The following is a 25,897-nucleotide window of genomic DNA, read 5'->3' on the forward strand; positions in this document are numbered from 1 at the left end:
GTTTACAAGGCTAAGTTGACATTGTCGCTGGTGTGGTAACTCAGCCATAGGACACTTAGCACTAGGGCAAAAACGAATGTTGCTGTTGCGAGTGAACGATTGTTCTTTGCGGCGAGGGACATTGCCAAGAGATAGAAGAGGAATAAGAGGCTCATCATGATGAGGCGCCTTCTAGTAATGAAGTGGCACTCATTCCGGCCATCTCCTTGATCGGTTAAAAGATACTACCTATCACGATAGCTTTAGGGAGGATACGGAGCGGACCCACTTTAGTGAGCTGTTTGCCACGAATAGGCAAGTGGCACTACGCGTCTATTTTTTTGGGGGTTTAAGGTGTGGGAGCTTGGGTTGTGACTATTCTTGCTTCCAAGGTCTCACCTGATTAAAAAACAATCAAATAAATTTGTCTTTAGGGTAGTTGTTGTGGACTTTGTTTGCCAGCTGGGCTTCTTCCCTGTTTAATGCTGGCTTTGGTTTCCGGCGACTGTCGGGAAGCACTTGTCATCATTGATGCGTAAAAGAGTGGTACGTTAGGGTATCTCTGAAAATTTAGTAACTATAAAAGTAGCTAGGAGTTGTACTTATGGCACAGATCAAAGCTTTGGACAAAAAGGCACATGCCAACCTGAAACTCACCCAAGACATTACTTTTGACCATGTAAGCGGTAATCATGTTCTACCGCTGGTGGTTCAGGAGATCGTACAGGCAGCCCAGAGCTACCCGATCCTGTTTGTTAAAGATCAGAATACTGATCAATTTAAAGTTGTGGCGCTCACCGGCCTGCGCCCCGGTGAAAACCTGTTCTCCGGCGCTGATGGCTGGAATGGCAGCTACATTCCTCTTCAGGTGCGTACTTATCCGTTTGTTTTGGTGAAGAACCCAGATAATGCCGATCAGGCTGTGCTGTGCATCGACGAAGATTCCAAGATGCTGAGCGACTCTGAAGGTGAGGCGCTGTTCGATGGGGAAGGTGAGCAAACTGACTTCCTGAAGAATCGTGCCCAGGCAGTGGTTGAAACTGCACAGCGTGTTGCAGTGACTGACTCTTTTATCGAGTTCCTGGTTTCCAAGGACTTGCTGACCCAGAAGAAACTAACTCTCCGTGTGAGCGAAGATGACAAGCCTTATGATCTGACAGGTTTCTTTGTTATCGATGAAGAGAAGCTTAACAATCTGTCTGATGAAGACTTCCTGGAGCTGCGTAAGCGTGGCGCGCTGCCGGCAATCTACGCCTCTATGATGTCCTCTATGCAGGTTCAAAACCTGATTCGCAAGAAGCGTTTGAACTAATTGCACTTTGCCCGGCAGCTGTGGCTGTCGGGCGCCCCTCCTGACCGCAATAGGCGAACTCGCCAAATCTTATCTTGATCCCATCTCACACTCGTACCACTATTGTCTCCCCCTGACGCTTTAGCTCACAAATAATAAGATGAAAAACGTGGCGCGATTCTCTCTTCGCTATTGGCTCGCTTGGTTGGTTCTGTTTTACGGTGTTTGGTTGTTCCTGATTTCACAGGGTGAGAACCTGGCCCTGGCGCTCGAGCATTGGTCCATGGCGATGGCGATGGCGCTGGGTAGCTATGCCGCTGGTTCTACGCCGATGGGCGGCGGGACAGTTGGGTTTCCCGTGCTGGTGCTGTTTTTTGATATGCCGGCAAGCCTGGGTCGTGACTTTAGTTTTGCGGTTCAATCGATAGGGATGGTCAGCGCCAGTTTGTTTATTCTCTGCCGACGCCAGCAGCTGGCTTGGTCGATGTTGCGGGGGGCGCTGCTGGGCTCCCTATTGGCGACTCCCGCCGGTATCCTGCTGTTTGCCCCTCTGATACCCGAACTCTGGGTGAAACTCTCCTTTGCCGTTCTCTGGGGCAGTTTTGGCATTTTTCATTTGTATCGCCTCAGCGAAATTACTGATTGTGAGCACGCGGGGGACCCCCAGTGCCCAACAGATTTTCGTGTCGGCTTGCTATTGGGTGCTTTTGCCGGCTTTTGCGTGGTGGCAGTTACCGGCGTGGGTGTGGACATGCTGGTGTATGCGGCTCTTGTGCTGTTGAGCAGGGTGGATCTCAAGGTGGCGATTCCTACATCCGTGGTGATCATGGCATTTTGTTCGGTACTCGGAGTAATAGTGAAGTCACTGGCGGGAGATTGGCAGCCTGGGGTGTTTGGGAATTGGCTGGCGGCAGCACCAGTAGTAGCCCTGGGGGCGCCTCTGGGCGTTTTTGTCGTTAGCTTGCTGGGACGAAAGCCGACCCTGTTGATTGTGGCCTTCCTGTGCGTTGTGCAGCTTGTGTGGACTTGTATGTCCGAGAGTGAGGCTATGAAGGGATATGGCGGTCCGCTAGTGCTGCTGGCATTGCTGTGCTGCCTGGCGGGGTTCGAGTGGCTGCGAGCCCTGGGTTTGCGCAGGGAACAAGTGCGAACGGCTGTAGCAACTTCAGGTACTGCTGACCTGGAGCCCGATAGCGTCGGAGTGACTGTTAGCTAACGGTGTGGTGCTGCCGGAGTAGTTGATTTTTGGATTGTGTTCGCGGACGAGTTCTGGCGAGCTATTCTCAGAATCAGATAAAAAGACGGTTGCGCTTTTGGTTGCTGCCCAGATTTGGGCCTGCTAGATAATTTGGGAAGATGGCTGGGGCGGAAGGATTCGAACCTTCGCATGACGGGATCAAAACCCGCTGCCTTACCGCTTGGCTACGCCCCAGTTTCAAGATTCACAAAGAATAGTCTCTGTGATTTGAAATGGTAGCAAGGGGGAGACTCGAACTCCCGACCTCAGCATTATGAGTGCTGCGCTCTAACCGGCTGAGCTACCTTGCCATTTCTTTTGTTGTCTCGGCTGTCCCGAGGGCGCGCATTATTAAACGATGGGCCGGGGGTGTCAACACTTTTTTGTATTCTTTTCAGATAGTTAGCGATTTTTTTCATCTGATGCCCGGGACTGCTCAGAACCGCGCCTGGAACTGATTGCGGCGAGGGCGGAACCGAATACTACGGCGCCGGCGCCGGCCCAGCTGATCCAGTTGAGCGGCTCAACTGCAATATAGTCGGGCCAGATAGAGCTGATCAGCGCACTGAACAATAGGGTGATGACTGGCACTAATGACAGGGTTGCGCTGACACTGGATGCCTCCCAGTGCGCTAGTGCCTTGCTAAAAGCCCCATAGGCGATCAGCGTATTGGCGGTGAGAAATGCCAATAGCACCCACTCGAGCCAGCCCAGGTGGGAAACCTTCATTGGCTCCGCCATGGGCAGGAAGAACAGGGTCCCTGCGATATAAATTACTACCAGTAGATCCTGGGGTGTTGCCCGGCTCAATATTTTTTTCTGGAAAAAGCCGTAAATCGCCCAGGTGACAGCGGCGATCAGGATATAGCCGAGCCCCAGCAGGTATTCGCCGCCGGCGCCACTGGTCAGCTCTTCCAGGCGCTGGTTAAAAAATAACAGCAGCCCAATTACTACCAGTACTACGCCGCTCCACTGGCGCGGAGAGAAACGCTCTCCCAGCCAAAGCACGCTGGATATCAGTAGAAGCAGGGGGGCCAGCTGGATCACAACCTGGGCGGCACCAGGTGTGATGTAATTGAGTCCACTGGCGTAGGCGAGGTAGTTCACCAGGAGACCGGCAACGGCGGGGAGGGTGAAAAGCAGCAAGCCGCGACTGAATAGTGGCTTGAGCTGTAATTTGCGCGCTTGTCCGTAGTAGACGCCCGCTAACAGTGCTGCGCCGGCAAAGCGATACCAGGTGGCGGTACCGGGACTGATGTATTCGAGAAGCCCTTTAAGGGCAATGGGCAGGGTTGCCCACATAAATACGGTAATCAGCGCCAGGGGCAGGCCGACTTTCCAGTTTGATTGAGCCATGGAATTTACACGGGTGGGCGCGCCTCCCCGGGGTGGGGAGGCAAAAAGGAGAGGCGGTTAGACGTTAAAGCGGAAGTGGATTACGTCGCCGTCGGCGACAATGTAGTCCTTGCCTTCCAGGCGCCACTTACCCGCGTCTTTAGCGCCGGCCTCACCGTTGTTGTCAATGTAATCGCTGTAGCTGATCACTTCTGCGCGAATAAAACCCTTTTCAAAATCGGTGTGGATTTTACCGGCAGCGTTGGGAGCTGTCGCGCCCAGTGGAATGGTCCAGGCACGAACTTCCTTCACGCCAGCGGTGAAGTAGGTGTGCAGGCCCAGCAGTTGGTAGCCGGCGCGGATCACGCGGTTCAACCCCGGCTCTTCCATACCCAGTTCTTCCAGGAACTCCTGCTTCTCTTCGTCGTCCAGCTCGGCAATTTCCGCTTCGAGCTTGTTGCAGATAGGTACCAGTACCGCGTTCTCTTCAGCGGCGATGGCAGCTACAGCATCCAGGTGCGGATTGTTCTCGAAACCATCTTCGTCCACGTTGGCGATATACATGGTGGGCTTGATAGTGAGCAGGCTCAGTTCGCGCAGGTCTGCCAGTTCGTCTTCTGAAAGCTTGAAAGAGCGCAGTGGCTTGGCTTCATCCAGGTGTGGCTGGATTTTTTCCAGCAGCGCTTTCATCTTGATCGCGTGCTTATCCTGTCCCTTAGCGGCGCGGGTAAAGCGCTGTAAGGCCTTTTCCACGGTGTCCAGATCGGCCAGGGCCAGCTCGGTGTTGATCACCTCGATATCCGCTACCGGGTGTACCTTGTTGGCGACGTGGATAACGTTATCGTCTTCGAAGCAGCGCACAACGTGGGCGATAGCGTCGGTCTCGCGGATATTGGCGAGGAACTTGTTACCCAGACCTTCCCCCTTGGAGGCGCCCGCAACCAGGCCGGCGATATCGGTAAATTCCATGGTGGTGGGAATTACCTTTTCCGGCTTGACGATCTCAGCCAGCTTGTCGATGCGGGGATCTGGTACCGGCACGACCCCAGCATTGGGCTCGATGGTGCAGAAGGGGAAGTTTTCCGCATCGATACCCGCTTTGGTCAATGCGTTGAATAGGGTGGATTTGCCCACATTAGGTAGGCCGACAATACCGCAAGTAAAACCCATGGTGATATTTTTTCCGTTTGCCCGAGGCGCATACAGCGCGCTCTGCTAATTGCGTTTGAGGTCCGGTAGTGGTTGCGCTGGCGGGATTTTGGATGGGCGGGATGTCTCGGCCACCACAGGGTCCGGGCCAGCCGGGAAAATACCGGCAATTTAGCGCAGCACACTATCGAGATTTCCGCGGCAAAAGGCAAGCCGGCGGGTGGGATCTATTTGTTGGTGTGCAGCGTTTTCATGGCTGCGCCCCAGTCGCCGGAAGCGGCGGTGGGCAGAACGTCGATCGAGCGATCGATCGCATCAGCCAGTGTTTCCTGTTCCGCCCTGGGGGCTCGCTGGAGTACAAACCGGGCCACTTCGCTCGAGCTGCCGGGGTGGCCAATGCCGAGTCGCAGGCGCATAAAGTTTCGGTTGTTGCCCAGTGCGGCAATGATATCCCGCAGGCCGTTGTGTCCACCGTGACCGCCGCCGGCTTTCAGGCGCGCGATACCGGGGGCCAGGTCCAGCTCATCGTGAGCGACCAGAATGGCTTCCGGGGGAATCTTGAAGAAGTTCGCCAGTGGGCCGACAGATTGGCCACTGCGATTCATATAGGTGGTGGGAATCAGCAGCCGGATATCCTGGCTGCCGACCCGCACACGGCCAGTGAGGCCGTGATATTTGCTGTCGAGGCTGAGCTGGGTGCCTTGTTGGCGGGCCAGCTCGACAACAAAGTCGGCACCGGCGTTGTGTCGCGTCCGATCGTATTCCGGTCCGGGGTTTCCCAGGCCGACAATCAACTGGATCGGAGTATCCGGTGCCGCAGCCAAGGCGATTACTCTTCGCCTTCGCCAGCTTCGGCTTCAGCTTCCACAGCGCCGCGAGGCTTGTGGATAGAAGCTACAACCAGGTCGTGGTCTGCACCGTGGCTCAGTGCCACAGACTCAACACCTTCCGGCAGTTTCAGGTCGGAGATGTGCAGTACGCCGTCCATTTCCAGGTCGGCCAGGTCCACTTCGATGAACTCAGGCAGCTTGCCGGCAGGAGCGTTAACTTCCAGCTCGGTCAGGGTGTGGGAAACGATACCGCCAGCCTTAACACCTTTGCTGCTCTCTTCGTTCAGGAAGTGCAGAGGTACTTTAACGTGTACTTTGGTGTTGGCAGATACGCGCTGGAAGTCGATGTGCAGCAGCAGGGCTTTAGCCGGGTGACGCTGCAGGTCGCGCAGGATAACTTTCTCTTCTTTGCCGTCTACGTCAACAGTCAGCATGGAGGAGAAGAAAGCTTCGTTTTCCAGAGCTTTGGTCAGGTCTTTGTGCAGCACGGAGATAGAAGCAGGCTCTGCTTCACCGCCGTAGATGATGCCGGGTACACGGCCTTCCAGGCGACGCAGGCGGCGGCTCGCACCTTTCCCTTCATCGCTGCGGGCAATGGCGTTCAATTTAATATCAGACATGGGATAAACCTCGGGTTGTCTGTCCAGAGTGACCTGCGACCGGACCGCTCTGGCATGGATGTTAAATGGGCACTGGGCCCAAAAGTAATCGCCCGGCAGTGCCGGGCGGGCGCGTATTCTACGGGAATCAGCGCTAAAGGCAAAGTGCCCCGGTATGCGGGGCGCAGGGATACCTTGACCGGCAAGCTCCTAGCGGAACATTGCGGACAGGGATTCCTCATTGCTGATACGGCGCATGGACTCGGCCAGCATTGCAGACAGGGTCAGCTGGCGAATTTTTGGTGCCTTCTCCATTTTGTCACCCAGGGGGATGGAGTCGGTAACCACCAGCTCATCCAGAACGGAGTTGTTCAGGTTGGTGATGGCGTTGCCGGACAGTACCGGGTGGGTACAGTAGGCGACAACTTTCTCGGCGCCGTGCTCTTTCAGGGCGTTGGCGGCGTTACACAGGGTGCCGGCGGTGTCGACCATGTCGTCTACCAGTAGGCAGGTGCGGCCGCTGACTTCACCGATAATATTCATGACTTCGGCAACATTGGCGGCCGGGCGGCGCTTGTCGATAATGGCCAGGTCGCAGTCGAGGCTCTTGGCCACGGCGCGGGCGCGCACAACGCCGCCGATGTCCGGGGATACCACCACCAGGTTCTGGTACTTCTGGCGTTCGATATCGTCGAGCAGGACAGAGGAGCCGTAAACGTTATCCACAGGAACGTCGAAGAAGCCCTGGATCTGTTCCGCGTGCAGGTCGACAGTCAGTACACGGTCGATACCTACGCTCACCATCATATCGGCAACCACTTTTGCGGAAATCGGCACGCGCTGGGATCTTACGCGGCGATCCTGGCGGGCGTAGCCAAAGTAGGGGACCACTGCGGTAACGCGGCCGGCGGAGGCGCGGCGGAGGGCGTCTACCAGCAGGATCAGTTCCATCAGGTTGCGGTTGGTAGGTTGGCAGGTGGATTGCACCACGAAAACGTCGCGGCCGCGTACGTTATCGGTAATTTCTACTGCAATCTCGCCGTCGGAGAAGCGCTTGACCGTGGCTTCACCCAGGGGGATCGCCATATGGTCGACAACCTTCTGTGCCAGTTCCGGGTTTGCGTTGCCGGTAAAGACCATTAAGTCAGCCACTGCGAGTTCCTTTAATTCTGTCTTGAAGTGAATTGAAGTGTAGATGCCTGCATATTTGCTAGCAGTCAGGGTTTTTGCTGCAACACTTTTGCGTTGAGCGGCGCACTGTTGCGCGGATAAAAACAGGGTTTTGGCCACAGTTTTTTTCCTTGCTCAACGGGTTGCTCTGGGTGCGTGCTCGCACAACCATCGGGCGCTTGCATTCAAGCCTGCCTTCAGGATTCTTTAAAAATTGGGGGGTGGCTCTGTAAAGCCCTGTGCGAATGGCCTGGGCCGGCTGGATCAGCGTAGACTGAATCATGTCGGAACCGGTTTTTGACTGTGCCATTGCATATAAAGAAAGTGGCTGGGGCGGAAGGATTCGAACCTTCGCATGACGGGATCAAAACCCGCTGCCTTACCGCTTGGCTACGCCCCAGTAATGTTTCCTCAAAAATCTGAGGAGATTTTCGCTAGCGCTTGATGTGTCGGTGAAACCAATACACCCGCTGCTGTAAAACCCTGCCACGCTTCAGGCAGTATGGCGTGTGCCTCAGTGGCCGCCTCTGCCGTAGGGAATGCCGCAAAAACGCAGCCCCCGGTGCCGGTGAGTTGTGCTGGAGCAAATTGCTCGAGCCATTCTCTGGCATCGCGTATTTCAGGGTAGAGCTTCTCAACTAATGGCTGGCAGTCATTACCGGAAAATGTTTCCAGTTTTTCGCTGCCGAGTCGCATTTCGTTGACCTGCTCCTCGCGAAGGGCCGCTAATGTAATTGCGACTGAATCTCTTGTCAAACGTGAATCGCGAAAAATTTTTGCAGTGCTCACTTCGCAACCAGTTGAGACAACCAGGTAGTGGCGTTGCTCGGTGGTTGTTGGGGTTAATTTTTCACCAACCCCTTCCGCCCAAGCGGTGCGTCCGCGCACAAAAACTGGAACATCGGCGCCTAATTGTCGTCCCAGCTCTGCCAGTTTATCGATCGATAAATTGCACTGCCATAAGTGGTTGAGCCCGAGCAAAGTGGTGGCGGCATCGCTACTGCCTCCACCGATGCCGCCGCCGTGAGGTAACTTCTTTATCAACCGAATAGAGGCGCCGAGAGAATTTTGTCGGTCCGGCTCAGCTTGTTTGCGCAGTAATTGGGCTGCGCGATAAACCAGGTTGTCCTCTTCAGCTACATCCAGCTGGCCGGCATCGACACTGACAATGCCATCGCTGCGCTCACTGAATTCCAATAAGTCGCCGAAATCGAGAAGTTGGAACAGGGTTTGTAACTCGTGATAGCCATCCGGGCGACGGCCGAGAATGCGCAGAATCAGGTTGAGTTTTGCTGGGGCGGGCAGGGTTAGCAGCATGAGGCAAAAAGGAGTCAATCAATTACAGGATCGCCATAATACCTGCATGCTGCGATTTGGGCATTGGCAGAGTTATGTGAAACTCTCTACAACCCCCAGTCTTTAATCACCAGGGTGACGGATACCGGGCCAGTGGGACTGTTGGTTTGTGCTTTGATCCGGGTTGGCAGCATAAAAGGACCTTCGCTGCGATATTCACTAAAACTCAAAGCCCAGCCGGATTGTTGCAGGCTTTGCAGCTGGCCCTGGGCGTTGCGCTGCTCACCACTTTTGGCGCCGGGCGCGGGAAGACCGCGCACCCAGTAGAACATCTCCCGGGCGGGCAGGGGCCAGCCCAGTGCTTCCTGGGTTAGCTGTGCCGGGTTGCGCGCATAAATTGGCGGCTCGCTACCGCGCACCAAACTGACTCCACCGGCTGAGCCGGTGATGACGGTAGTGCCCGCTCCGAGCGGACCGCTGAGATGCAGGCGAAAATTCTCTGCACCGCCCTGAAGCCAGGCCAGGTTAGCGCTGCCGTTTTCTTTGGGGGAGCGAACACCCAGCTTGCCCTTGAGATTCCACTGGGTAAATTCAGCTACTGTTTGCGGTGCCGAATTTTGATTTTCAGTGGGGGAACCTGGCTCCGGTTCCTGTTTGGTTTTTTGTCCGGCACAGGCGGAAATCATTATTGCCAGACATGCCAGCAATAACAGATAGAATCTTCGCGCGGTTGTCTTGTCAGCTATCTGATGCATGTTGTTCCAGTGACTCTTTGATTTGTAGGCGCTTCATGGCAGCCGGAATAATTTTGCTGTGGGGATTCAGCAGAAGGCCTTTTCTCCACATATTCATGGCGGCTTCTCTGTTTCCCTGAACCCAGAGTACTTCACCGAGGTGTGCGGCAATTTCGTGGTCGGGCAACTTTTCCATCGCCTGCCGCAGATACTTTTCCGCAGCTTCGTGATTGCCGAGACGGTACTCTATCCACCCCATGCTGTCGATTATTGCCGGGTCCTCAGGCTCGAGTTCCAAAGCGCGGCTGATCAACTGGTAGGCTTCTGCGTGCCGGGATTTATCTTCAATCAGTTTATAGCCGAGTGCGTTGAGAACTGTGGCGTTATCGGGATTTCTTTCCAGCAGGTTTCTCAAGTCCTTTTCGAATTGTTGTGCGTTGCCGAGTTGGTCATGCAACAGCGCGCGGGTGTACATCAAGCGACCGCTGGTGCTGTTGGTTTGTAATGCCTCGTCTACTCGCTGTAAAGCCATACTGGCTTCACCACTTTTGCGAAGTAATTCGACCTCCATCAGGTAAAAATGTTCTTCCTGAGTGGGGTGTTTTTTTCTCAGTTCAGCAAACCACTCCCGGTTAGTGTTGTACTGTCCGAGGCTCGCCAGTAATTCCGTACCGCGAGTAATGGCTTCTACGTAATCACTACCGGGCCCCACTTCGCGGAAATATTTAATTGCATGGGAAAAATCTCCAGATTTTTCTGCGATGCTGCCCAGGTAAAAATAAGCAGCGGATTCGTGCTGCTGTAATTCAAGTAGTTGGGTAAAGAGGACTTTGGCTTCGTCAGTTTGCTCGGTCTCGTACTGAATTAGGGCCAACGACAAAATCAGATTGCCATCTTCAGGGCGCTGCTTAACCAGTTCGGCAAACTGCTTGCGTGCCAGGGCCAGGTCCTCCCGAATTAACAGGCGGGCGTACTGAAGGCGCAGGCGGCTCTCGGAAGGATGGATGCCGACGAGTCGCTCGAGAAGGGAAATGGCTTCCTTGCGCTTGCCCTGATCAACCAATAGATGACTTTCCAGCAGTGGTGCATCCAGTTGGTCTGGATGGTGCTCTTGGACGCGGCGCACCAGGGACAGGGCGCGGGCAAATTCTCTTTCGGTGCGCAGTACCATGGCGTAGGCGAGCACGACCTCGTCATCGAGGGGGTAGACTTTTGCCAGCCGGGCAAACTCCCGCTTGGCTTGTTCCGTGAGTTGCTCGTGCCCGATTGCGGTTGCCGCGAGAGATTGCATGGGCGGGTTGCCGCCGAGTTCCAGGGTTTTACTGGCGTGAATCAGGGCTGTGTGCAAGTCGCCGGACAAAGTCAGCTCGGCTGTGAGGGCCAGCTGTGCATCGGCGTTTTGTGGCTCAAGCTCTACCCATAGCCGGGCCGAATCCAAGGCGGCCTGGCGGGCATTTAAAAAGCGGGCAATGCGTGTAGCGCGGGCGGCGACCCCGGGGTCTTTGGTGACCTCCGCCTGGTGGTAGTAATTGGCCAGTGCGACATCGTACTGTTCGCGGATACCGGCGACTTCGGCCACCAGAAGGGTGTAGAAGGTATCAATTGGGAAGGTTTTAGCTTCCGGCTCTTCTGACTCAGTGGTTTCCTTACCCTTAAGGTTGCTCGGCTCCAGTGTTGTGCTCGCGATTTCTGTAGAGGGGGTGGCCGGCGTCTGGTGCTGGGTGCAAGAAACAAGTATTACGGATGCTACAAGGAAAGCGGCAAGCTTGAGCAGGTGGCTGGAAATTCGGGCTGGAAGCTGATGTGCGCGAGGTGGGAGCATAGATCGTGTCCATACGTTACGTTGTCGCTGAAAGCGGGGTGTTACTGGCGTGTTTTAAACGATTATCGCCATATAATTCTAGTCGTGAATCGGGTTTGGAACGGTAGTGGGCAGGGGCTCTTGCCAAATCGGCGGGCAATTTTACTGCCTCATACGCTTGCAAGGGAGGCGGCTGCCTATGAAAATGCGCTCCCAGTGCGGTTTCCGCCTTTTAAGATTTAATGCTAACGGAAGTCTATGCCAATTCTTACCCTGGGTATCAACCACGATAGCGCGTCGGTCGAAGTGCGCGAGCGGGTGGCCTTTGCCCCCGAGGTGATGCCCGGCGCACTGGGAGATGCGCGAAAAGCACTGGGGTGCCGCGAGCTGGCCATCCTGTCTACCTGCAATCGCACCGAAATATACGGAAATGTGGAGTCAGAAGCCCTGTTGCAATGGCTGTCTGAATACCACCAGGTGCCCCTGGAGCAGCTCAAGGGCTGTGCCTATGTGTACAGCGATGAAGAAGCGGTACGCCATATGATGCGCGTTGCCTGTGGTCTCGATTCCCTGGTGTTGGGTGAGCCGCAGATCCTCGGCCAGATCAAGTCCGCCTATGCGGTGGCGCGGGAATCCGGCAGTGTGGGCAGTGAACTACACCGGGTTTTCCAGCGGGTGTTTACCGTCGCCAAGAAGGTTCGCACCGAAACTGCAATCGGTGAAAACCCGGTTTCTGTTGCCTACGCTGCTGTTTCTCTGGCTTCGCGTATCTTCACCGACCTGAAAAAGCAGACTGCCCTGTTGATCGGTGCGGGAGAGACTGTGGAGCTGGTTGCCCGCCATTTGCTCGATCAGGGAATCAAGCAGGTCATTGTTGCCAACCGCACATTGAGCCGGGCCCAGTTGCTCGCAGAGAGCTTTGGTGCCGAGGCAATCCTGCTTGCGGATATCCCAGAGCATCTGGCGCGTGCGGATATCGTTATCAGTTCCACCGCGAGCCAGCTGCCGATCCTGGGTAAGGGAGCGGTCGAATCGGCGCTGCGCAAGCGTCGGCACAGCCCCATGTTTATGGTGGATATTGCGGTACCCCGTGATATCGAATCGGAAGTTGGCGAGCTGGATGATGTTTATCTGTATACAGTGGACGATCTGCGCGGGGTTATTGATGAGGGCAAGCGCTCCCGTGAGAAAGCGGCGGAGGCCGCTCAGGAAATCGTAAATGCTGCTGCGGCTGAATTTACCAAAGAGAGCCGCTCTTTGGAGGCTGTGGATAGTATTCGGAGCTACCGGCAGCGAGCCCAGGAAGTGAGCACTTCCGAACTTGAAAGGGTACTTTTGCAGTTGGAAAAAGGCGAGGATCCTCGTCGACTGATGGAGCAGCTCGCTCGCTCTCTCACTAATAAATTAATTCATGCACCCACCGTCAGTCTGAAAAAAGCCACGGCGGAGGGTGATATTGAGCGTTTGCGTATCGCTCGCGAGGTCGTTGGGTTGGATGATCTCACCGATATCGATTTAGAGAAAAAGCATCAATGAAAGAATCGTTACTGAATAAACTGGAAACCCTGCTTGAGCGCCACGAGGAAGTATCTGCGCTGTTGGGCGACGCCGACGTAATTGCTGATCAGGATCAATTCCGCGATCTTTCCCGCGAGTATTCTGAGCTGGAAGAAGTGGTGAAATGCTACGGCGCTTACAAACAGTTGCAGGAAGATATGGTCGCGGCTCGGGAGATGATGGGGGAAGATGATCCGGAAATGCGCGAAATGGCTCAGGAAGAGCTGCGCGAGGCTGAAGGTCAAGTGGAGCCGCTGGAGCGAGAGTTACAGACTTTGCTGTTGCCGCGCGATCCTAACGACAGAAAAAATGTTTTCCTGGAAATTCGCGCAGGAACCGGTGGTGATGAAGCGGCTATTTTCTCCGGCGATCTGTTCCGCATGTACTCTCGCTATGCGGAGAAGCAGGGATGGCGCATAGAAATTGTCAGCGAAAATCTCGGTGAGCACGGTGGTTACAAGGAAATTATCACTCGCGTCGCCGGTGAAGATGTCTACGCAAAATTAAAATTTGAGTCCGGTGCGCACCGGGTGCAAAGGGTTCCTGAAACAGAATCCCAGGGTCGTATCCACACTTCGGCTTGTACGGTCGCGGTGATGCCGGAGCCGGATGAGCGCGATGCGATTGAAATTAATAAAGCGGATTTGCGTGTGGATACTTACCGTGCATCCGGTGCCGGTGGTCAGCACGTTAACAAAACCGATTCCGCTGTGCGCTTAACTCATATTCCCACGGGGATTGTGGTGGAGTGTCAGGACGAACGCTCCCAGCACAAAAACAAAGCCAAGGCGATGGCACTGTTGCAAGCGAAGCTCAATACTGCGCAGGAAACGGCGGCGGCCCAGGAAATTTCCGATGCCCGCCGCAGCCTGGTGGGCAGCGGTGATCGCTCTGAGCGAATCCGTACCTACAACTATCCCCAAGGTCGGGTTACCGATCACCGTATCGGCCTCACCCTCTACAAACTCGATGAGATTATGCAGGGGGCTCTGGGGGAGGTGATCGGGCCATTGCGTACGGAATACCAGGCCGACCAGTTGGCGGCCCTGGCCCAATAAATCCAGATTTTTTACGCCGCCTCGAGCGGCGTTTTATAGGTTTTTCTCCATGACCAGCGTCAAGGAAAATATCGCACGCTGCGCCCAATTAACCGATAGCGACAGCGCGCGCCTGGATGCAGAGCTTCTGCTCGGCAGTGTGTTGGGGCGCGAGCGCACCTGGCTCTATACCTGGCCGGAATACGAATTGAATGAAGCTGAACAAGTGCGCTATGAGCAGTTGCTCCAGCGCCGGCAAGCGGGAGAGCCAGTGGCACACCTTATCGGTGAGCGCGAATTTTGGTCCCTATCGCTAAAGGTGGATTCCTCCACCCTGATCCCCCGCCCGGACACTGAATTGTTGGTGGAGACCGCGCTGGAGCTTTTCCCCCAGGGCAGGTTGCGAGCATTGGACCTGGGCACTGGCACTGGTGCTATTGCACTGGCTCTGGCGTCGGAGCGACCGGGATGGGAAATTATTGCAGCGGAGAAATCACCCGCTGCGGTAGCACTGGCAGAGGAAAACCGGCGCTCCCTCAAGTTGCAAAATGTGCAAGTTATCCAGAGCGATTGGTTTTCCAGTTTAGAGCCACAGCCGTTTTCCCTGATCGTTAGCAACCCTCCCTATATCGATGCATCTGACCCGCACTTGGTGCAGGGCGATGTGCGCTTTGAGCCCCGCACTGCGTTGGTGGCAGAGCGACAGGGTTTGGCAGATATTGAGCATATCGCCACAACCGCTAGTGATTACCTGGAAAACGATGGCTGGCTAATGGTGGAGCACGGTTGGCAGCAAGCCGAGAGCGTGCGGGATATTTTTTCTGCGGCGGGATTGAATAAAGTTTCAAGTCGCAGGGATTATTCCGGTTGGGAGCGAATTACCTTAGGGCAAAAATAGTGATACCTGCGGAGCTGCCACAGGGATTTGAGGAGGGAGCCTATGCATGATCATGTCCACCACCGAACCGGCAATGGGGCTTTGCGCCCATTAATTATTGCACTGGTTCTCACTCTCAGTTTTTCCATAGTTGAAGCCATAGGTGGTTGGCTATCTGGCTCCCTGGCATTGCTCGGCGATGCTGCCCATATGCTTACCGATACTTTTGCCTTGGCACTGGGGGCTATTGCCGCAGTACTGGCGAAAAAACCCGCTGATCGGGAATTGTCGTTTGGCTGGGGGCGAGCGGAGGTCTTAGCTGCGGTAACCAACGGCCTGATTATGCTTCTGATCGTGGTCGGTATTTCTTTTATGGCCATTGATAGGTTGCGCAATCCCCAGCCGGTGCATGGCAGTACGGTGATGTTGATTGCAGCCATGGGGTTGCTGATTAATATTCTGGCGGCCTGGGTTTTATTAAAAGGCGAGCGCACGCTCAATATTCGCGGTGCGCTTTTGCATGTGATGGGCGATATGCTGGGCTCTGTCGCAGCACTGGCTTCCGGAGCTGTGATTTATTTTACCGGCTGGGTACCCATCGACCCCCTGCTTTCATTGCTTATTTGCCTGTTAATCCTGGTTTCCTGCGTGCGACTGCTCAGGGATGCGATCGATGTATTGATGGAGCGGGTACCCAGGGAATTGAGCCTTCCGGTTGTGGGCGAGACACTGGCGGCGGTAACCGGGGTACGCTCTGTGCACGATCTCCATATTTGGCGCTTGGATTCCAGCACTATTTCACTGTCGGCCCATATTGTGGTGGATGACTTGCAGGCTTGGCCCAGCGTACTGGAGCGCTTGCGGGAAACCCTGGTCAAGCGCTTCGATATCGATCATATCACCCTTCAACCGGAACCTTTGGCAATGCCCGAAGTGACGGTGATCGATAAAGTCAGTGATTAACAGGTGGGGATTTACTCCTCACCTTCTGTCGGCGGTTGGCGGTTTTCTGGAGTGGCCGGTACTTTGCTCTCTGATTTGTCAGCGACTGACTCTTCCGCTACTACTTCCTGGGGCTGGCTGATTTGTTCCTGGGGAGCCTGGATGCCGATATGGTAGGCGGCAAACCCCGGTTGCACGACCTGGTTTAATGCCATGCCAAGAATGCGGCCGTTGTGCTCAGAGCGAATTTCTGTGCGTACATTAGTAATCGGGTTGGTTACCGTTCCCAGTAAGTCGCCTTTACGTACAAACTCGCCGAGCTGGACCTCACTAAAGATAACCCCACCGGTCGATGTCCGCTGCCAGGTGGAGGTGTAGTAAACCGGTTCGGGGTCGCCCCAGAGGCGGAATTTACTCACCATACCCAGCTGGTTGAGCAGAGTGCGTATACCTTTCACACTGTGACTTACCGATAGCTCATCCAGCACCATGGGTGCTCCGGCTTCCAGAGTGACGGTGGGGATACCAGCCTCCACAGCGGCGCGGCGCAGGGTACCCTTGGCTCCGGCGCTGTGCAGTACCACAGTGGAGCCAAAACCCTGGGTCATTTTCACTACCTTGGGATTGGTTAAGTCGCCGCGCAACTGTGGCAAGTTGGTGCGATAAAAAGAACCCGTATGCAAGTCCACCACGGCGTTACAGTGGCTGATCACTTCGTGGAAAAATGAATTGGCAATTCGCGAAGCCGAAGAGCCATTGGGATCGCCGGGGAAGTGCCGGTTCAGGTCGCGTCGATCAGTCAGGTAGCGGGAGCCTCGATGGAAGCCTTGCAGATTGACGATGGGTACGCCAATTACCGCACCGCTTAAATGGTCTGCATCCAGGTCGTACATAACCCGCCGCACAGTTTCCACACCGTTCAACTCATCACCGTGCACCGCCGCAGTAAGGCAGAGAACCGGCCCTGGCTTGGCGCCGTTAACCACCAATACAGCGGTGGGGCTATAGACGCCTTCGAAGTGTTGGCTGGGAGACCAGGCCAGGCGCGTGGAGGTCGCAGGGGGAACCTCTGAGCCTAACAATCGCAGCGGCTTGGCAGTCTCTCCCGGAACCAGGGAGATGGTGCCGGGCTCCGGTAATTCGGGTTGAGGTTTAACTGTTTCAGTTTCTTTATCGGCAGTGGGAGCAGTCTCGGTGGGAGATGTCGGTTTATCCAGTTCCTGGATAGGTTGGTCCAGCTCCAGATTTTCCGCTTGGGGCAGGGAAACTTCTTCAGAACCAGCATCTGTCGACTGGGATTGATCTTCAGTAGGGGCAACGTTGGTGGGTGGCCCCAGCTCTGTGATCACCGGTTGGTCCAGCTGCATATTGGCAGCCTGGGGGACCGCTTCTGTCTCTTCGCCTGTGCTGTCGTCGGCGCTCAGGGCCTGGGTGGATGAAAGCAGTAAAGCCAGGCTTAGCAGGTGTCGGGTCCTTCGGGAGGATTGGCGCGGGATCATTCGGCACTCCGGTCAACTTCGTATATCTGGGTGTGCCGGAGAGCCTTGTGTCCGGCACAGATTGGGACTTTGGAGCGCCAGTATAGTCAATACGTTCCCGAGGAATGTGACACGCGCGGAATTACGCGTATCCGTAGGTTCGCTCGATGGCTCTGCGGCTGGTTCGCCAAAAGCGAATTCCCAGCAGGATTGAAGCTGTTCCCAAGCCGATACAGACACCGGTCCAATAACCGTATACCCCCCAGAAGCTCTCTCCCAGCCAGTAGGCGGTAGAAAGCCCCACCAGCCAGTAGGAAAATAGCTGTATAAACATGGGCGCACTGGTATCCTTATATCCGCGCAATGCGCCCCAGGTCATTGCCTGGGTGACATCCACCAGCTGGAATGCGGCACACAGCAATAGCAGGTTGGTGGCCACCGCGATAATTTCTTCATTGCTGGTGTATGCCTGAACAAACAGGGTACGCAGGGTAATCAAAAGTACACCGGTGCCCAGTGCGTAGATTAGGCCGCTACTGATGCCCACTTTGCCACAGAAGCGCGCGCGCTTTGGCCGTCCCTGACCGAGTAGTTGGGCGGTGCGGATACTCAGGGCCTGGGCCAGTGCCAGTGCGACCAAGTAAAAAATCGATCCCACATTCATGCTGATCTGATGGGCGGCGACAATGGCTGCGCCATAGGGGGCAAGCAAAATGGTAAGGCTGGCAAAAAAAGTAACTTCACTGGCCGCACCTACACAAATTGGCAGGCCAACTGCGAGCAAGTGGCGCAGGGTTGGCCAGTGGGGGCGAGGTGGCAGTAGCCTAAGTTTAAGCTTGTGATAAACCGGGTCGGTATTTGCGTGCCAGAAGAGTGCCAATGCGATCAGGCAGCTGACCGCTGCGGTAGCCCATCCGCATCCCGCTCCTCCCATTGCCGGTAAGGGGCCAGCACCAAACACCAAAAGAATATCCAGGGGAATATTTAAAATTGCGGCAGTGATATAGATGCGCATTACCGGGCGCACTTGTCCCATACCCTCACAGTAACCGCGCAACGCCGTGCCGAGTGCAAAAGGCAGGGTGCCGACAGTCAGGGCCAGTACATAGCCCTCCATCACTTTGCGAACAGGCTCTTCCGTGTCTATCCAGTGACTCCAGATAGGAACTGCAAGCAGGGCGGAAAACACCAGAATGCCACCGATCAGTGCGATCCACAGCGCCTGGTGCAGTTGCCTGGCGCAGCCAGATTCATCGCGGCCACCGCGCAAGTGTGCAACAACCGGGGAGATAGCAGCGAGCAGGCCGATTAGTGTCACTGCGCAAACAGCCCAAATACTGGCTCCCAACGCTAGGCCGGCAAGACTCACTTCCCCGGCGCGTCCTGCTACCAGAGTATCAACAACTCCCATGCTTACCACGGCCAGGTTACTGACCACCAGAGGGCCTCCCAAGGTGGTTAGGTGCGACAATTCGGTTTTAGTGGCATTTCGGTAAAGCTTGAACAATGAAAAACCTGAGCTCTTGTTACTGTTTTCGATAGAGGGTTCTGGGGTTTGGGCTAATTTTGACAAAAAATTAATCCTGCGGGGGAGTGTTAACAGACCTTAACCTTCGCAATGCACGCAGGCAGCTGAAAACGGTCGGAGGGTCAAAGTTCGGAAAGGCTTTCAGTCTGCTTGGGAGCAGGCGGGACAACACCGCAAAAAGGTCAGACATTCTACGGCACAAACGGTGCCTGCGCCCAGTGCCGATTACGGACTTTCCTCAAGTAGTTTGGCCACAATTTCGGGCTTATTGATGATGCAGTCGTGGTTTATTTCCGCTTCCCGATATGTCCACCCGGATATCTGCTTAGCCTTGTGGCTACTGTAGACGGCTGGTGGGTATTCGGGTTGGGTACAGTGAATGAAAGTACACGGCGGGCCCTGCTCAGGAGAGCGTTTTAAGTGGATGGGATCCAGTAACGTTTTGATGGGGTGCGGGGTCATACGGCGTTTTAGCCAGTTGATATCATCTGGCTGGGTTATCCCCAAGGCTTCTGGTGGTGGAGGCATAATACAGAGAGTACCGTCGATATCCTGTGCCTGCTTGAGCCGCTGCTCTTCAATACCGCTGGGGAGTTGGCTGCTGAATGGGCGCCCGGGCTCTGGAACAGCGCCATCCAGGTAGATCAAGCGGTGCACCCGCTCGGGCAGAGCGTCGGCGGCACCGGTTGCGGCCATCCCTCCAAAACTGTGGCCCACAAGGGTCACTTGCTGCAACTCCTCCCAAAGGATTGTATTGATAAGGTCCTGGATAAAAGTGTCCAGACCAACAGAGGGAGAGAGTAGGTGTTTGCGCTCTCCCAGGCCACTGTGGGTGGGGGTGAATACTCGGTGCCCATTCTCCTGCAAAAGGTGGGCGACCCTGCTCCAACACCAGCCTCCATGAAATAGCCCGTGGACCAGCACGTAAGTTTTTCCCACCGGATTACTCTCTAATTACTTGAGTTCTGCAAGCATAGATGTGCACCTCTGGGGAGGGCATAACCTGGTGCTATGGGAGGGATGAAATTAGAAAGGTTGCTGGGTACCGGGGTCGTGTAAGATGGCGTCATCGTTGCCATTTTGGCTTCTTCGGTCGTATAAGAAAGATAATGAAAATATGGTCATTGAGGTATCTCTTCTCGGCACCCTGCTAATTGCAATGCTAATCCTGATCGTCGGCTACTACCTGTCGCACGTTATTCCATTTTTGAACCGCAATAGTATTCCCGAACCGGTAGTGGGAGGGCTGATATTTTCACTGTTAGCGGCGCTCGGTTACACACTGTTTGATGTTTCTTTCTCATTTGATATGAGCATGAAAAACCTGCTAATGGTGATGTTCTTTACCACAGTCGGTTTGGCGGCCAGTGTTAAATTGTTGATTAAGGGTGGACCTAAAGTCGTGCTGTTTCTCGGCGTGGCCACTGTGATGCTGATAGTGCAGAACCTAATCGGGGTGCTGATGGCCAAGTCGGCGGATATGCACCCGCTGTTTGGCTTGGTGATGGGGTCGGTCACCCTATCGGGCGGCCACGGCAATGGAGCTACCTATGCAGATTTATTCAGCAATATCTATAACCTGCAGGGGGTGCTGGAAATCGCCATGGCAACAGCAACTTTCGGTCTGGTGTTAGGTGGATTAATTGGTGGGCCGGTCACTGAGCGTCTTATTCGCAAGCACAACCTCAAGCCCACGGCAGGCAAAGACCATAGCGATAATATGGTGACCTACGACGTTGACGACAAAGATACGGTCACTCCACGACGGATGATGGAGACCCTGTTTTTGCTTGTTGGGTGCATGTTGGCTGGAGGTGGCCTGCACGGCTTGCTAGTGGAGGCCGGGCTGGTTATCCCAGCTTTTCTAATACCGTTGCTACTGGCAGTGTTCGTTACCAATTTGTTGGATTTTACAGGCCGCTATCGGGTCAGCACAGCCTGTGTTGATCTGTGGGGCACTATGTCGCTGTCAATTTTTCTTGCGATGGCGATGATGTCTTTGCGGGTGTGGGAGTTGTTCAGTCTGGCCGGGCCTATGTTGCTGATTATTGGTGTTCAGGCTATTGCGGTGATGATGTTCTGTTACTTTGTGACGTTTCGGGTCATGGGAAAAACCTATGATGCGGCCATTATCGCCGGGGGGCACTGTGGTTTTGCGATGGGGGCAACTCCCACGGCTGTTGCCAATATGGAAGCTCTGGTGTCGCGTCACGGGCCATCGCCACAAGCCTTTTTGGTTGTGCCGTTGGTAGGGGCATTTTTTATCGATATTACTAACGCCCTGGTTATTCAGCTCTTTATGGGCTTGTCGTGGATATTTTAGAGGGGGCTGCGAGTGATTTGCTTTTTGAAAAAACGTTGTGTCGCACTGGTGTTTACCCTGTTGTTGCCGATGGTACTGCCTGGCTGCTCGAGAGGGCCTGCGATATCGGAGTTGCAGGGTAACCTGCAGGCGCAGCTCGATAGCACCTTTGGCGATGGGTTGTGGGAGGTGCAGCGCTTTAAGCGTTACGGCTCCCAGCCATGGATGGGAAATTCTGATGGCGAGAGCGATCAATGGGTGTTTTATTATCATGCGGAGTTGCAATTGCGCCGTGAGTGGCGTTTTGCGGCGTGGGATGGCCAGGGGCGCAGCCCTCTGCATCACCTGTTGAACGCAGCGGAGAGGGGAGTCGAGGGGTTGGAGGCCAATGGCAACCTGCCTGGAGATAGTATTTCGGTGCACGGTTTCGCGCTCTATCGGCAGGGTGGCAAAGGGTGGTCTGCTGTTCCTGTCGATTCGGTGGATGGTCTGAAGGTAGCACTGAGTTCTAGCATAGAGCAGACAGCCGATTGACGTCTTGGTGATAGCCTTTCGCGATGATATTACCGTGGAGCTATCGTAATTTTTTGGCTGCAGGGTTAGCTGGCCCGCAGAGCGCTAAAAGCCTTTTTGATGTCTTCAACAAAGTCTGCTGCAGTTTTGGAAAGCGGCTGGTTGGCATGATGGAAGCACTTCAGTTTAAATTCAATCGGTGGGTTAAAAGGTGTGCAGACCACCTCGCCACGATTATCTGCTGCAGCAGTAAACTCATCAAAAATGGAATAACCGAGTCCCCGCGCAACCAGATTTTTGGCCAGGTAATAAGTCTGTGCCTGAATGGAGGTCTTGGGCATAATGTTTTCTGCAGAAAAACGTTGGCTCAGTAGGTCGCCCAGGGGCCCGGTATTGGAAATTGAGATAAAGCCCTCTTTATCGATATCGCTTAGTTTAATTTGCTCTCGCTCGCTGCTGGCCGGGTCTGCCGGAGCAATATGCACCAGTTGCCCGGTGCCAATTTCTATGGCTTCAATACTGGGGTGGTCGCGGTCAGTAAATACCAAGGCTAAGTCATTTTCGTATTCGTAAAGTGATTCTATCGCTTGATCGTAGTGCTTTGTTTTAACATCGAAGGTCACATTAGGAAATTTTTTGTGGTAGTGCTTAATCGCATCAGGCAGGAGATTCAGGCCCAGTGCAGGCATACAAACTACACGAATATGACCGTGAGTGTGCTCTTTTAAATTTTCTGCTGTCTTCTTGATAGCACTGATTTGCTGGTAAATCTTGCGGACTTCTTCAATTAGCGAGTGGGCTTCGGAAGTTGAGACCAGTTTTCCCTTCACCCGTAAGAATAATTTGAATCCAAGCTGCATTTCTGCATGGCTCAATACTTTACTGACCGATGGCTGAGATACGTTCAGTAATTTGGCTGCATCGGAAATGGAGCCTGTGTTGTATACAGCATGGAAGACTTCAATATGACGTAGACGCATTTCAGACCCATATTATTATAAAAGCTTTGGGTGATAGACACAGGTTATATGTGCCTTAATTAAAGTCAATAGATGATAAAGATATTTTCAGCATAATTACATTTCGGGTTAAGGGCCGAGTAAAACACTTTCCCACAACAGCTAAAAAATAAGAGGGGATTGAAATGGCATTTTTAAAACGATCTAAGCTCAGTTCATTTTTCAGGCAAAACCTAGTATCCAGTTGCTCACTTCTGGTAATGGCACCGTTAGTGGTGGCAGCAGCCGAGGAAAATACTGAGTCTAGTGCACTTGAGGAGGTCGCTGTCGTCGGTAGCCAAATCAAAGGAGCCGATGTTGAAGGCACTCTGCCGGTATCGGTTATTGGCGAAGAGGATATTGCACTCATGGGTGCGGCTTCCGGGGATGAGTTGTTGCGCTCTATCCCGCAGATGGGTCAAGTTGGTTTTAACGAATCGGTGACAACCGGGGTAAATGCGGCGCGTGGGGATGTAAATTCCATTAATCTGCGCAGTATTGGAACCGGCAATACCCTGGTGCTGCTAAACGGCCGCCGTATGGTATTGCACCCCGGCACGCAGACCGAAAACTATATTCCTGTGGTGACCGTGAACTCCAATACCCTGCCAGTCAATGGCCTGGAGCGGGTAGAGGTATTGCGCGATGGCGCCGCCGCACTTTACGGGGCGGATGCAGTTGCCGGGGTGGTCAATTATGTGATGAAGAAGGACTATGACGGCGCTATGCTCAATATGCGCTACGGTTCTTCAGTGGGTACTGAACTCGATGAATTCACAGTTAATGGCGCTAACGGTTTTGAATTTAATGACGGTGCTACCAAGCTGAATTTGACCGGAACCTACTATAGCAAAAATGGTTTCTATGCGAGCGAGCGCGATTATTCAGCCAATTCCGATCTTCGCGGCTTTTTTACCGGCGACTCTCTGTTTGAGGGGGATACCAGCCTTGATAACCGCTCGAGCATCCACGGTTGGGGTGCCTTTGATTTTGATGATCTGGGTCTGCTGCATGTTCGTCCAACCGATTTGGTGCAGGACGATGGCTCGAGTGTTGGTGCGAGTGATTGTTCCTATTCCCTGAGTGATTCTGATATTTGTCTGGATGATGGCAGTGGAGATCGCGCACTGCGCGGCAACCGAAACTCTGTGCGGATGCTGTCACCAGATTCTGAACGGATCAATTTATTTAGTTTCTTGACCCACGAACTGGAAAACGGCTCGGAATTTTATACTGAGCTGGGCTATTACCGAGCGGAAGTTGATCGGGTGCGTGAAGCGGCCGGTCTGCTCTCGAATAGTCGTTTTGAAGTGCCGGCGGATTACTACTGGAACCCCTTTGGCCCCGTATATTTTGATGATGGCACTCTCAATCCCAATCGAATTGTACCTGCCGGTGATGAGAATGTACCGGATGAGGGGCTCGGCTTTACTCTGACAACCTTCACCCCCTACGACGTTGGGCTGCGCAAGATTAATGTGGTGGACACCAGCTATCGGTTTGTGAGTGGCTTGCGCGGTAACTGGGGTGATTGGGATTGGGATACTGGCTTGGTTTACAGTGAGGCCGAGACCATAGACAGCACCGATAACCGGGTCAGTCACAGCCTGTTTCAACAGTCGCTAATGCTCGACACCGAAGATGCCTACAACCTCTTCAGCGGTCTGGATGTGGATGACCCAACCAGTCTCACCGATCCCACGCCAAACTCTGAGGCGGTACTGGATACATTCCGTATCAATGTGAAAAGACAGAGTCAAACCTCTCTGGCCCTGGCAGATTTCAAAGTCTCTAATGCCAACCTGTTCAGCCTGCAGGCTGGGGATGTGGGCCTGGCTGCAGGTATTGAATGGCGCGAAGAGAGCTTTGATGAGAATCGCGATGACCGTTCCGATGGCACTATCCAGTTTACCGATGAGGTGACCGGTGAGTTGGTGAATGTCAGTGACATTATGGGCAGTAGTGCATCGCCGGATGCCGATGGCTCGCGCCGGGTGATGTCCCTGTATGCGGAAATGTTGGTGCCGCTCTTGCGCGACCTTCCCCTGGTAGACAGCCTGGATATGCAGTTAGCGTTACGCCACGAAAACTTCTCAGATGTGGGCAGTGTGACCAAGCCCAAGTTAGCCCTCTCGTGGTACGTCAATGATTGGTTTCAAATTCGCGGCGCCTACTCCGAAGGCTTCCGTGCACCCAACCTGATGCAATTGCACCAGGGGGCTATATCCGTAGTGAATACCCGTACCGATCCGGTGACCGGGGAATCGGTGGGCTTGGAAGAGCAGCGCCTGGGTAATGCCGATCTGCAGCCAGAGGAAAACTGGAGTCATACTTACGGTTTTGTTCTAACTCCATTTGATGGTTTCACCTTTACCGCTGATTACTGGGATATTAGACAAGAGGGTGTGGTAGGCATTCTCGGTGCGAGCAATGGTTTGGCTCTGGATGCGGTGTTGCGTGAGCAGGGTTCATACAACCCCAATGTCATTCGCGCAGAAACCACTGATGGTTCAGTGGGGGAGCCTATTTTATTCCTGGATGAATATCTCAATTTGGACCCGCGCGAAATCAGTGGTATGGACTTTAGCGCGATGTATTCCTTCGATACTGACATCGGCAACTTTGACCTGAAGTGGAATGGCGCTTATCTCATCAAATTTGATCAGGACCCCAGTGAGGAAATGCAAATCCTGATTGATGCTGGAGAAGTGGCCACCAATGCCGGCAGCCTGATCGGTGAGGATGGTCGTCCCCGCTGGCGCTCCACGCTGTCAATGAATTGGCGTCAGGATCAGTGGGGAGCAGGTGTTTTTGCCCAGTACACCAGTGCTGTGACGGATACCAGTACCCTGGCTGACAGCGATACTGCTGCACCGGATACCGCACTGCCTGTCGATAGCTATACAACGGTTAATGCTAATGTGGACTATCGCTTTGTCGGTGGAATGAGGGATGGCTTAAGGGTTCGTTTGGGTATGAATAATATCTTTGACGAAGAGCCAGATATTGCCGATGAACAAATGGGGTATTTCGGCAGCCTTTATTCCAATCGCGGCCGCTATGTCTACCTCGATGTGGCAAAGAACTTTTAACGCGCTTTGTTGATGGATATTAACGGGGGGTAACTCCCCCCCTTTTTTCTCGAAGCTCTGTCTGAGTCGGTACTATTACCGCGACTTCTTAGGCGTACCCGATAGAGCCTTCGACGCTTTAAATACAATCAGTGACGATGACAACATAAGAA

At 54.1% G+C, this 25,897-nt stretch carries 22 protein-coding genes and 3 tRNA genes; 9 read left to right on the plus strand and 16 right to left on the minus strand.

The genetic code is table 11. The features are described from left to right. Window positions 1–2: 2 nt before the first annotated feature. Entirely contained in the window at window positions 3–158 is a 156-nt protein-coding gene (locus ACJJIE_RS21955; RefSeq protein ID WP_444892984.1) for a DUF5993 family protein, read from the minus strand. 425 nt (window positions 159–583) lie between these two features. Here ACJJIE_RS21955 and ACJJIE_RS21960 point away from each other — a divergent pair, with 425 nt between their 5' ends. Next, window positions 584–1,291, plus strand: coding sequence for a SapC family protein (locus tag ACJJIE_RS21960; protein WP_282933947.1), 708 nt, complete (start codon window positions 584–586; stop codon window positions 1,289–1,291). A gap of 139 nt (window positions 1,292–1,430) precedes the next feature. Next, window positions 1,431–2,486, plus strand: a complete 1,056-nt coding sequence (locus ACJJIE_RS21965; protein WP_444892985.1) for a sulfite exporter TauE/SafE family protein — start codon at window positions 1,431–1,433, stop codon at window positions 2,484–2,486. Between the two features lie 141 nt (window positions 2,487–2,627). Here ACJJIE_RS21965 and ACJJIE_RS21970 read toward each other — a convergent pair. The 11 genes from ACJJIE_RS21970 to ACJJIE_RS22020 all read right to left on the minus strand — a co-directional run bounded on the left by ACJJIE_RS21970 (window position 2,628) and on the right by ACJJIE_RS22020 (window position 11,442). Next, window positions 2,628–2,702, minus strand: a tRNA-Gln gene (locus ACJJIE_RS21970). Window positions 2,703–2,741: 39 nt separating this feature from the next. Then, window positions 2,742–2,818: transfer RNA gene (locus tag ACJJIE_RS21975), tRNA-Met, on the minus strand. Window positions 2,819–2,909: 91 nt separating this feature from the next. Next, the gene (locus ACJJIE_RS21980) at window positions 2,910–3,863 is read right to left on the minus strand and encodes a DMT family transporter (protein WP_444892986.1); all 954 of its coding nucleotides are present in this window, start codon (window positions 3,861–3,863) and stop codon (window positions 2,910–2,912) included. Between the two features lie 57 nt (window positions 3,864–3,920). Next, window positions 3,921–5,012 carry a redox-regulated ATPase YchF gene (ychF, locus tag ACJJIE_RS21985; RefSeq protein ID WP_444892987.1) on the minus strand — a complete coding sequence of 364 codons (1,092 nt, stop codon included), beginning with the start codon at window positions 5,010–5,012 and terminating at the stop codon, window positions 3,921–3,923. Between the two features lie 206 nt (window positions 5,013–5,218). Next, entirely contained in the window at window positions 5,219–5,815 is a 597-nt protein-coding gene (gene pth, locus ACJJIE_RS21990; RefSeq protein WP_444892988.1) for an aminoacyl-tRNA hydrolase, read from the minus strand. Between the two features lie 5 nt (window positions 5,816–5,820). Then, on the minus strand, window positions 5,821–6,441 hold the full coding sequence (locus ACJJIE_RS21995) for a 50S ribosomal protein L25/general stress protein Ctc (RefSeq protein ID WP_413663073.1): 621 nt from the start codon (window positions 6,439–6,441) through the stop codon (window positions 5,821–5,823). A gap of 189 nt (window positions 6,442–6,630) precedes the next feature. Further along, entirely contained in the window at window positions 6,631–7,560 is a 930-nt protein-coding gene (locus ACJJIE_RS22000) for a ribose-phosphate pyrophosphokinase (RefSeq protein ID WP_108735320.1), read from the minus strand. Between the two features lie 355 nt (window positions 7,561–7,915). After that, window positions 7,916–7,990 (minus strand) — tRNA-Gln (locus ACJJIE_RS22005). A gap of 11 nt (window positions 7,991–8,001) precedes the next feature. Then, on the minus strand, window positions 8,002–8,907 hold the full coding sequence (gene ispE, locus ACJJIE_RS22010; protein WP_444892989.1) for a 4-(cytidine 5'-diphospho)-2-C-methyl-D-erythritol kinase: 906 nt from the start codon (window positions 8,905–8,907) through the stop codon (window positions 8,002–8,004). A gap of 86 nt (window positions 8,908–8,993) precedes the next feature. Next, window positions 8,994–9,641 carry a lipoprotein insertase outer membrane protein LolB gene (gene lolB, locus ACJJIE_RS22015; RefSeq protein ID WP_444892990.1) on the minus strand — a complete coding sequence of 216 codons (648 nt, stop codon included), beginning with the start codon at window positions 9,639–9,641 and terminating at the stop codon, window positions 8,994–8,996. Further along, entirely contained in the window at window positions 9,625–11,442 is a 1,818-nt protein-coding gene (locus tag ACJJIE_RS22020) for a tetratricopeptide repeat protein (RefSeq protein ID WP_444892991.1), read from the minus strand. Before ACJJIE_RS22020 ends, lolB begins: the two co-directional genes overlap by 17 nt. A 237-nt stretch (window positions 11,443–11,679) precedes the next feature. Between ACJJIE_RS22020 and hemA the strand changes: the two genes are divergently transcribed. Genes hemA through ACJJIE_RS22040 form a run of 4 tightly spaced genes read left to right on the plus strand, consistent with a single transcriptional unit; the run spans window position 11,680 to window position 15,855 of the window. Continuing rightward, complete coding sequence (hemA, locus tag ACJJIE_RS22025; RefSeq protein WP_282933939.1) at window positions 11,680–12,957, plus strand: glutamyl-tRNA reductase; 1,278 nt, start codon at window positions 11,680–11,682, stop codon at window positions 12,955–12,957. Beyond that, window positions 12,954–14,036: a peptide chain release factor 1 gene (gene prfA / locus ACJJIE_RS22030; RefSeq protein ID WP_444892992.1), complete on the plus strand. Its 1,083-nt coding sequence runs from the start codon at window positions 12,954–12,956 to the stop codon at window positions 14,034–14,036. The genes hemA and prfA overlap by 4 nt, the downstream gene beginning before the upstream one ends. Before the next feature lie 49 nt (window positions 14,037–14,085). Next, a complete protein-coding gene (gene prmC / locus ACJJIE_RS22035; RefSeq protein WP_444892993.1) occupies window positions 14,086–14,913 on the plus strand; it encodes a peptide chain release factor N(5)-glutamine methyltransferase in 828 nt (275 codons plus the stop codon). 42 nt (window positions 14,914–14,955) lie between these two features. Then, window positions 14,956–15,855, plus strand: a complete 900-nt coding sequence (locus ACJJIE_RS22040; protein WP_444892994.1) for a cation diffusion facilitator family transporter — start codon at window positions 14,956–14,958, stop codon at window positions 15,853–15,855. A gap of 11 nt (window positions 15,856–15,866) precedes the next feature. Here ACJJIE_RS22040 and ACJJIE_RS22045 read toward each other — a convergent pair whose 3' ends face one another. The 3 genes from ACJJIE_RS22045 to ACJJIE_RS22055 all read right to left on the minus strand — a co-directional run bounded on the left by ACJJIE_RS22045 (window position 15,867) and on the right by ACJJIE_RS22055 (window position 19,779). Continuing rightward, on the minus strand, window positions 15,867–17,333 hold the full coding sequence (locus ACJJIE_RS22045; RefSeq protein WP_444892995.1) for a succinylglutamate desuccinylase/aspartoacylase family protein: 1,467 nt from the start codon (window positions 17,331–17,333) through the stop codon (window positions 15,867–15,869). Window positions 17,334–17,454: 121 nt separating this feature from the next. Further along, complete coding sequence (locus ACJJIE_RS22050) at window positions 17,455–18,885, minus strand: MATE family efflux transporter (protein ID WP_444892996.1); 1,431 nt, start codon at window positions 18,883–18,885, stop codon at window positions 17,455–17,457. 180 nt (window positions 18,886–19,065) lie between these two features. Next, window positions 19,066–19,779 carry an alpha/beta fold hydrolase gene (locus ACJJIE_RS22055; RefSeq protein ID WP_282933933.1) on the minus strand — a complete coding sequence of 238 codons (714 nt, stop codon included), beginning with the start codon at window positions 19,777–19,779 and terminating at the stop codon, window positions 19,066–19,068. A gap of 121 nt (window positions 19,780–19,900) precedes the next feature. On the opposite strand from ACJJIE_RS22055, the gene gltS reads away from it, so the two are divergent. Both gltS and ACJJIE_RS22065 read left to right on the plus strand, forming a co-directional pair. Continuing rightward, entirely contained in the window at window positions 19,901–21,163 is a 1,263-nt protein-coding gene (gene gltS / locus ACJJIE_RS22060; protein WP_444892997.1) for a sodium/glutamate symporter, read from the plus strand. A gap of 24 nt (window positions 21,164–21,187) precedes the next feature. After that, window positions 21,188–21,676: a hypothetical protein gene (locus tag ACJJIE_RS22065; protein WP_282933931.1), complete on the plus strand. Its 489-nt coding sequence runs from the start codon at window positions 21,188–21,190 to the stop codon at window positions 21,674–21,676. Between the two features lie 65 nt (window positions 21,677–21,741). Here the strand turns inward: ACJJIE_RS22065 and ACJJIE_RS22070 are convergent, their stop codons facing one another. After that, entirely contained in the window at window positions 21,742–22,635 is an 894-nt protein-coding gene (locus tag ACJJIE_RS22070; protein ID WP_282933930.1) for a LysR family transcriptional regulator, read from the minus strand. A 164-nt stretch (window positions 22,636–22,799) separates the two neighbouring features. Here ACJJIE_RS22070 and ACJJIE_RS22075 point away from each other — a divergent pair, with 164 nt between their 5' ends. Beyond that, the gene (locus tag ACJJIE_RS22075; protein ID WP_444892998.1) at window positions 22,800–25,745 is read left to right on the plus strand and encodes a TonB-dependent receptor domain-containing protein; all 2,946 of its coding nucleotides are present in this window, start codon (window positions 22,800–22,802) and stop codon (window positions 25,743–25,745) included. Window positions 25,746–25,897: the final 152 nt, after the last annotated feature.

Source organism: Microbulbifer maximicatervae (SeqCode) (assembly GCF_052467325.1).

Bases quoted from the DNA above. Each gene is read 5' to 3' on its own strand.
- ACJJIE_RS21955 (WP_444892984.1), bottom strand. From the start codon at position 158: ATGATGAGCCTCTTATTCCTCTTCTATCTCTTGGCAATGTCCCTCGCC.
- ACJJIE_RS21960 (WP_282933947.1), top strand. From the start codon at position 584: ATGGCACAGATCAAAGCTTTGGACAAAAAGGCACATGCCAACCTGAAA.
- ACJJIE_RS21965 (WP_444892985.1), top strand. From the start codon at position 1,431: ATGAAAAACGTGGCGCGATTCTCTCTTCGCTATTGGCTCGCTTGGTTG.
- ACJJIE_RS21980 (WP_444892986.1), bottom strand. From the start codon at position 3,863: ATGGCTCAATCAAACTGGAAAGTCGGCCTGCCCCTGGCGCTGATTACC.
- ychF (WP_444892987.1), bottom strand. From the start codon at position 5,012: ATGGGTTTTACTTGCGGTATTGTCGGCCTACCTAATGTGGGCAAATCC.
- ACJJIE_RS21995 (WP_413663073.1), bottom strand. From the start codon at position 6,441: ATGTCTGATATTAAATTGAACGCCATTGCCCGCAGCGATGAAGGGAAA.
- ACJJIE_RS22000 (WP_108735320.1), bottom strand. From the start codon at position 7,560: ATGGTCTTTACCGGCAACGCAAACCCGGAACTGGCACAGAAGGTTGTC.
- ispE (WP_444892989.1), bottom strand. From the start codon at position 8,907: ATGCTGCTAACCCTGCCCGCCCCAGCAAAACTCAACCTGATTCTGCGC.
- lolB (WP_444892990.1), bottom strand. From the start codon at position 9,641: ATGCATCAGATAGCTGACAAGACAACCGCGCGAAGATTCTATCTGTTA.
- ACJJIE_RS22020 (WP_444892991.1), bottom strand. From the start codon at position 11,442: ATGCTCCCACCTCGCGCACATCAGCTTCCAGCCCGAATTTCCAGCCAC.
- hemA (WP_282933939.1), top strand. From the start codon at position 11,680: ATGCCAATTCTTACCCTGGGTATCAACCACGATAGCGCGTCGGTCGAA.
- prfA (WP_444892992.1), top strand. From the start codon at position 12,954: ATGAAAGAATCGTTACTGAATAAACTGGAAACCCTGCTTGAGCGCCAC.
- prmC (WP_444892993.1), top strand. From the start codon at position 14,086: ATGACCAGCGTCAAGGAAAATATCGCACGCTGCGCCCAATTAACCGAT.
- ACJJIE_RS22040 (WP_444892994.1), top strand. From the start codon at position 14,956: ATGCATGATCATGTCCACCACCGAACCGGCAATGGGGCTTTGCGCCCA.
- ACJJIE_RS22045 (WP_444892995.1), bottom strand. From the start codon at position 17,333: ATGATCCCGCGCCAATCCTCCCGAAGGACCCGACACCTGCTAAGCCTG.
- gltS (WP_444892997.1), top strand. From the start codon at position 19,901: ATGGCGTCATCGTTGCCATTTTGGCTTCTTCGGTCGTATAAGAAAGAT.
- ACJJIE_RS22070 (WP_282933930.1), bottom strand. From the start codon at position 22,635: ATGCGTCTACGTCATATTGAAGTCTTCCATGCTGTATACAACACAGGC.
- ACJJIE_RS22075 (WP_444892998.1), top strand. From the start codon at position 22,800: ATGGCATTTTTAAAACGATCTAAGCTCAGTTCATTTTTCAGGCAAAAC.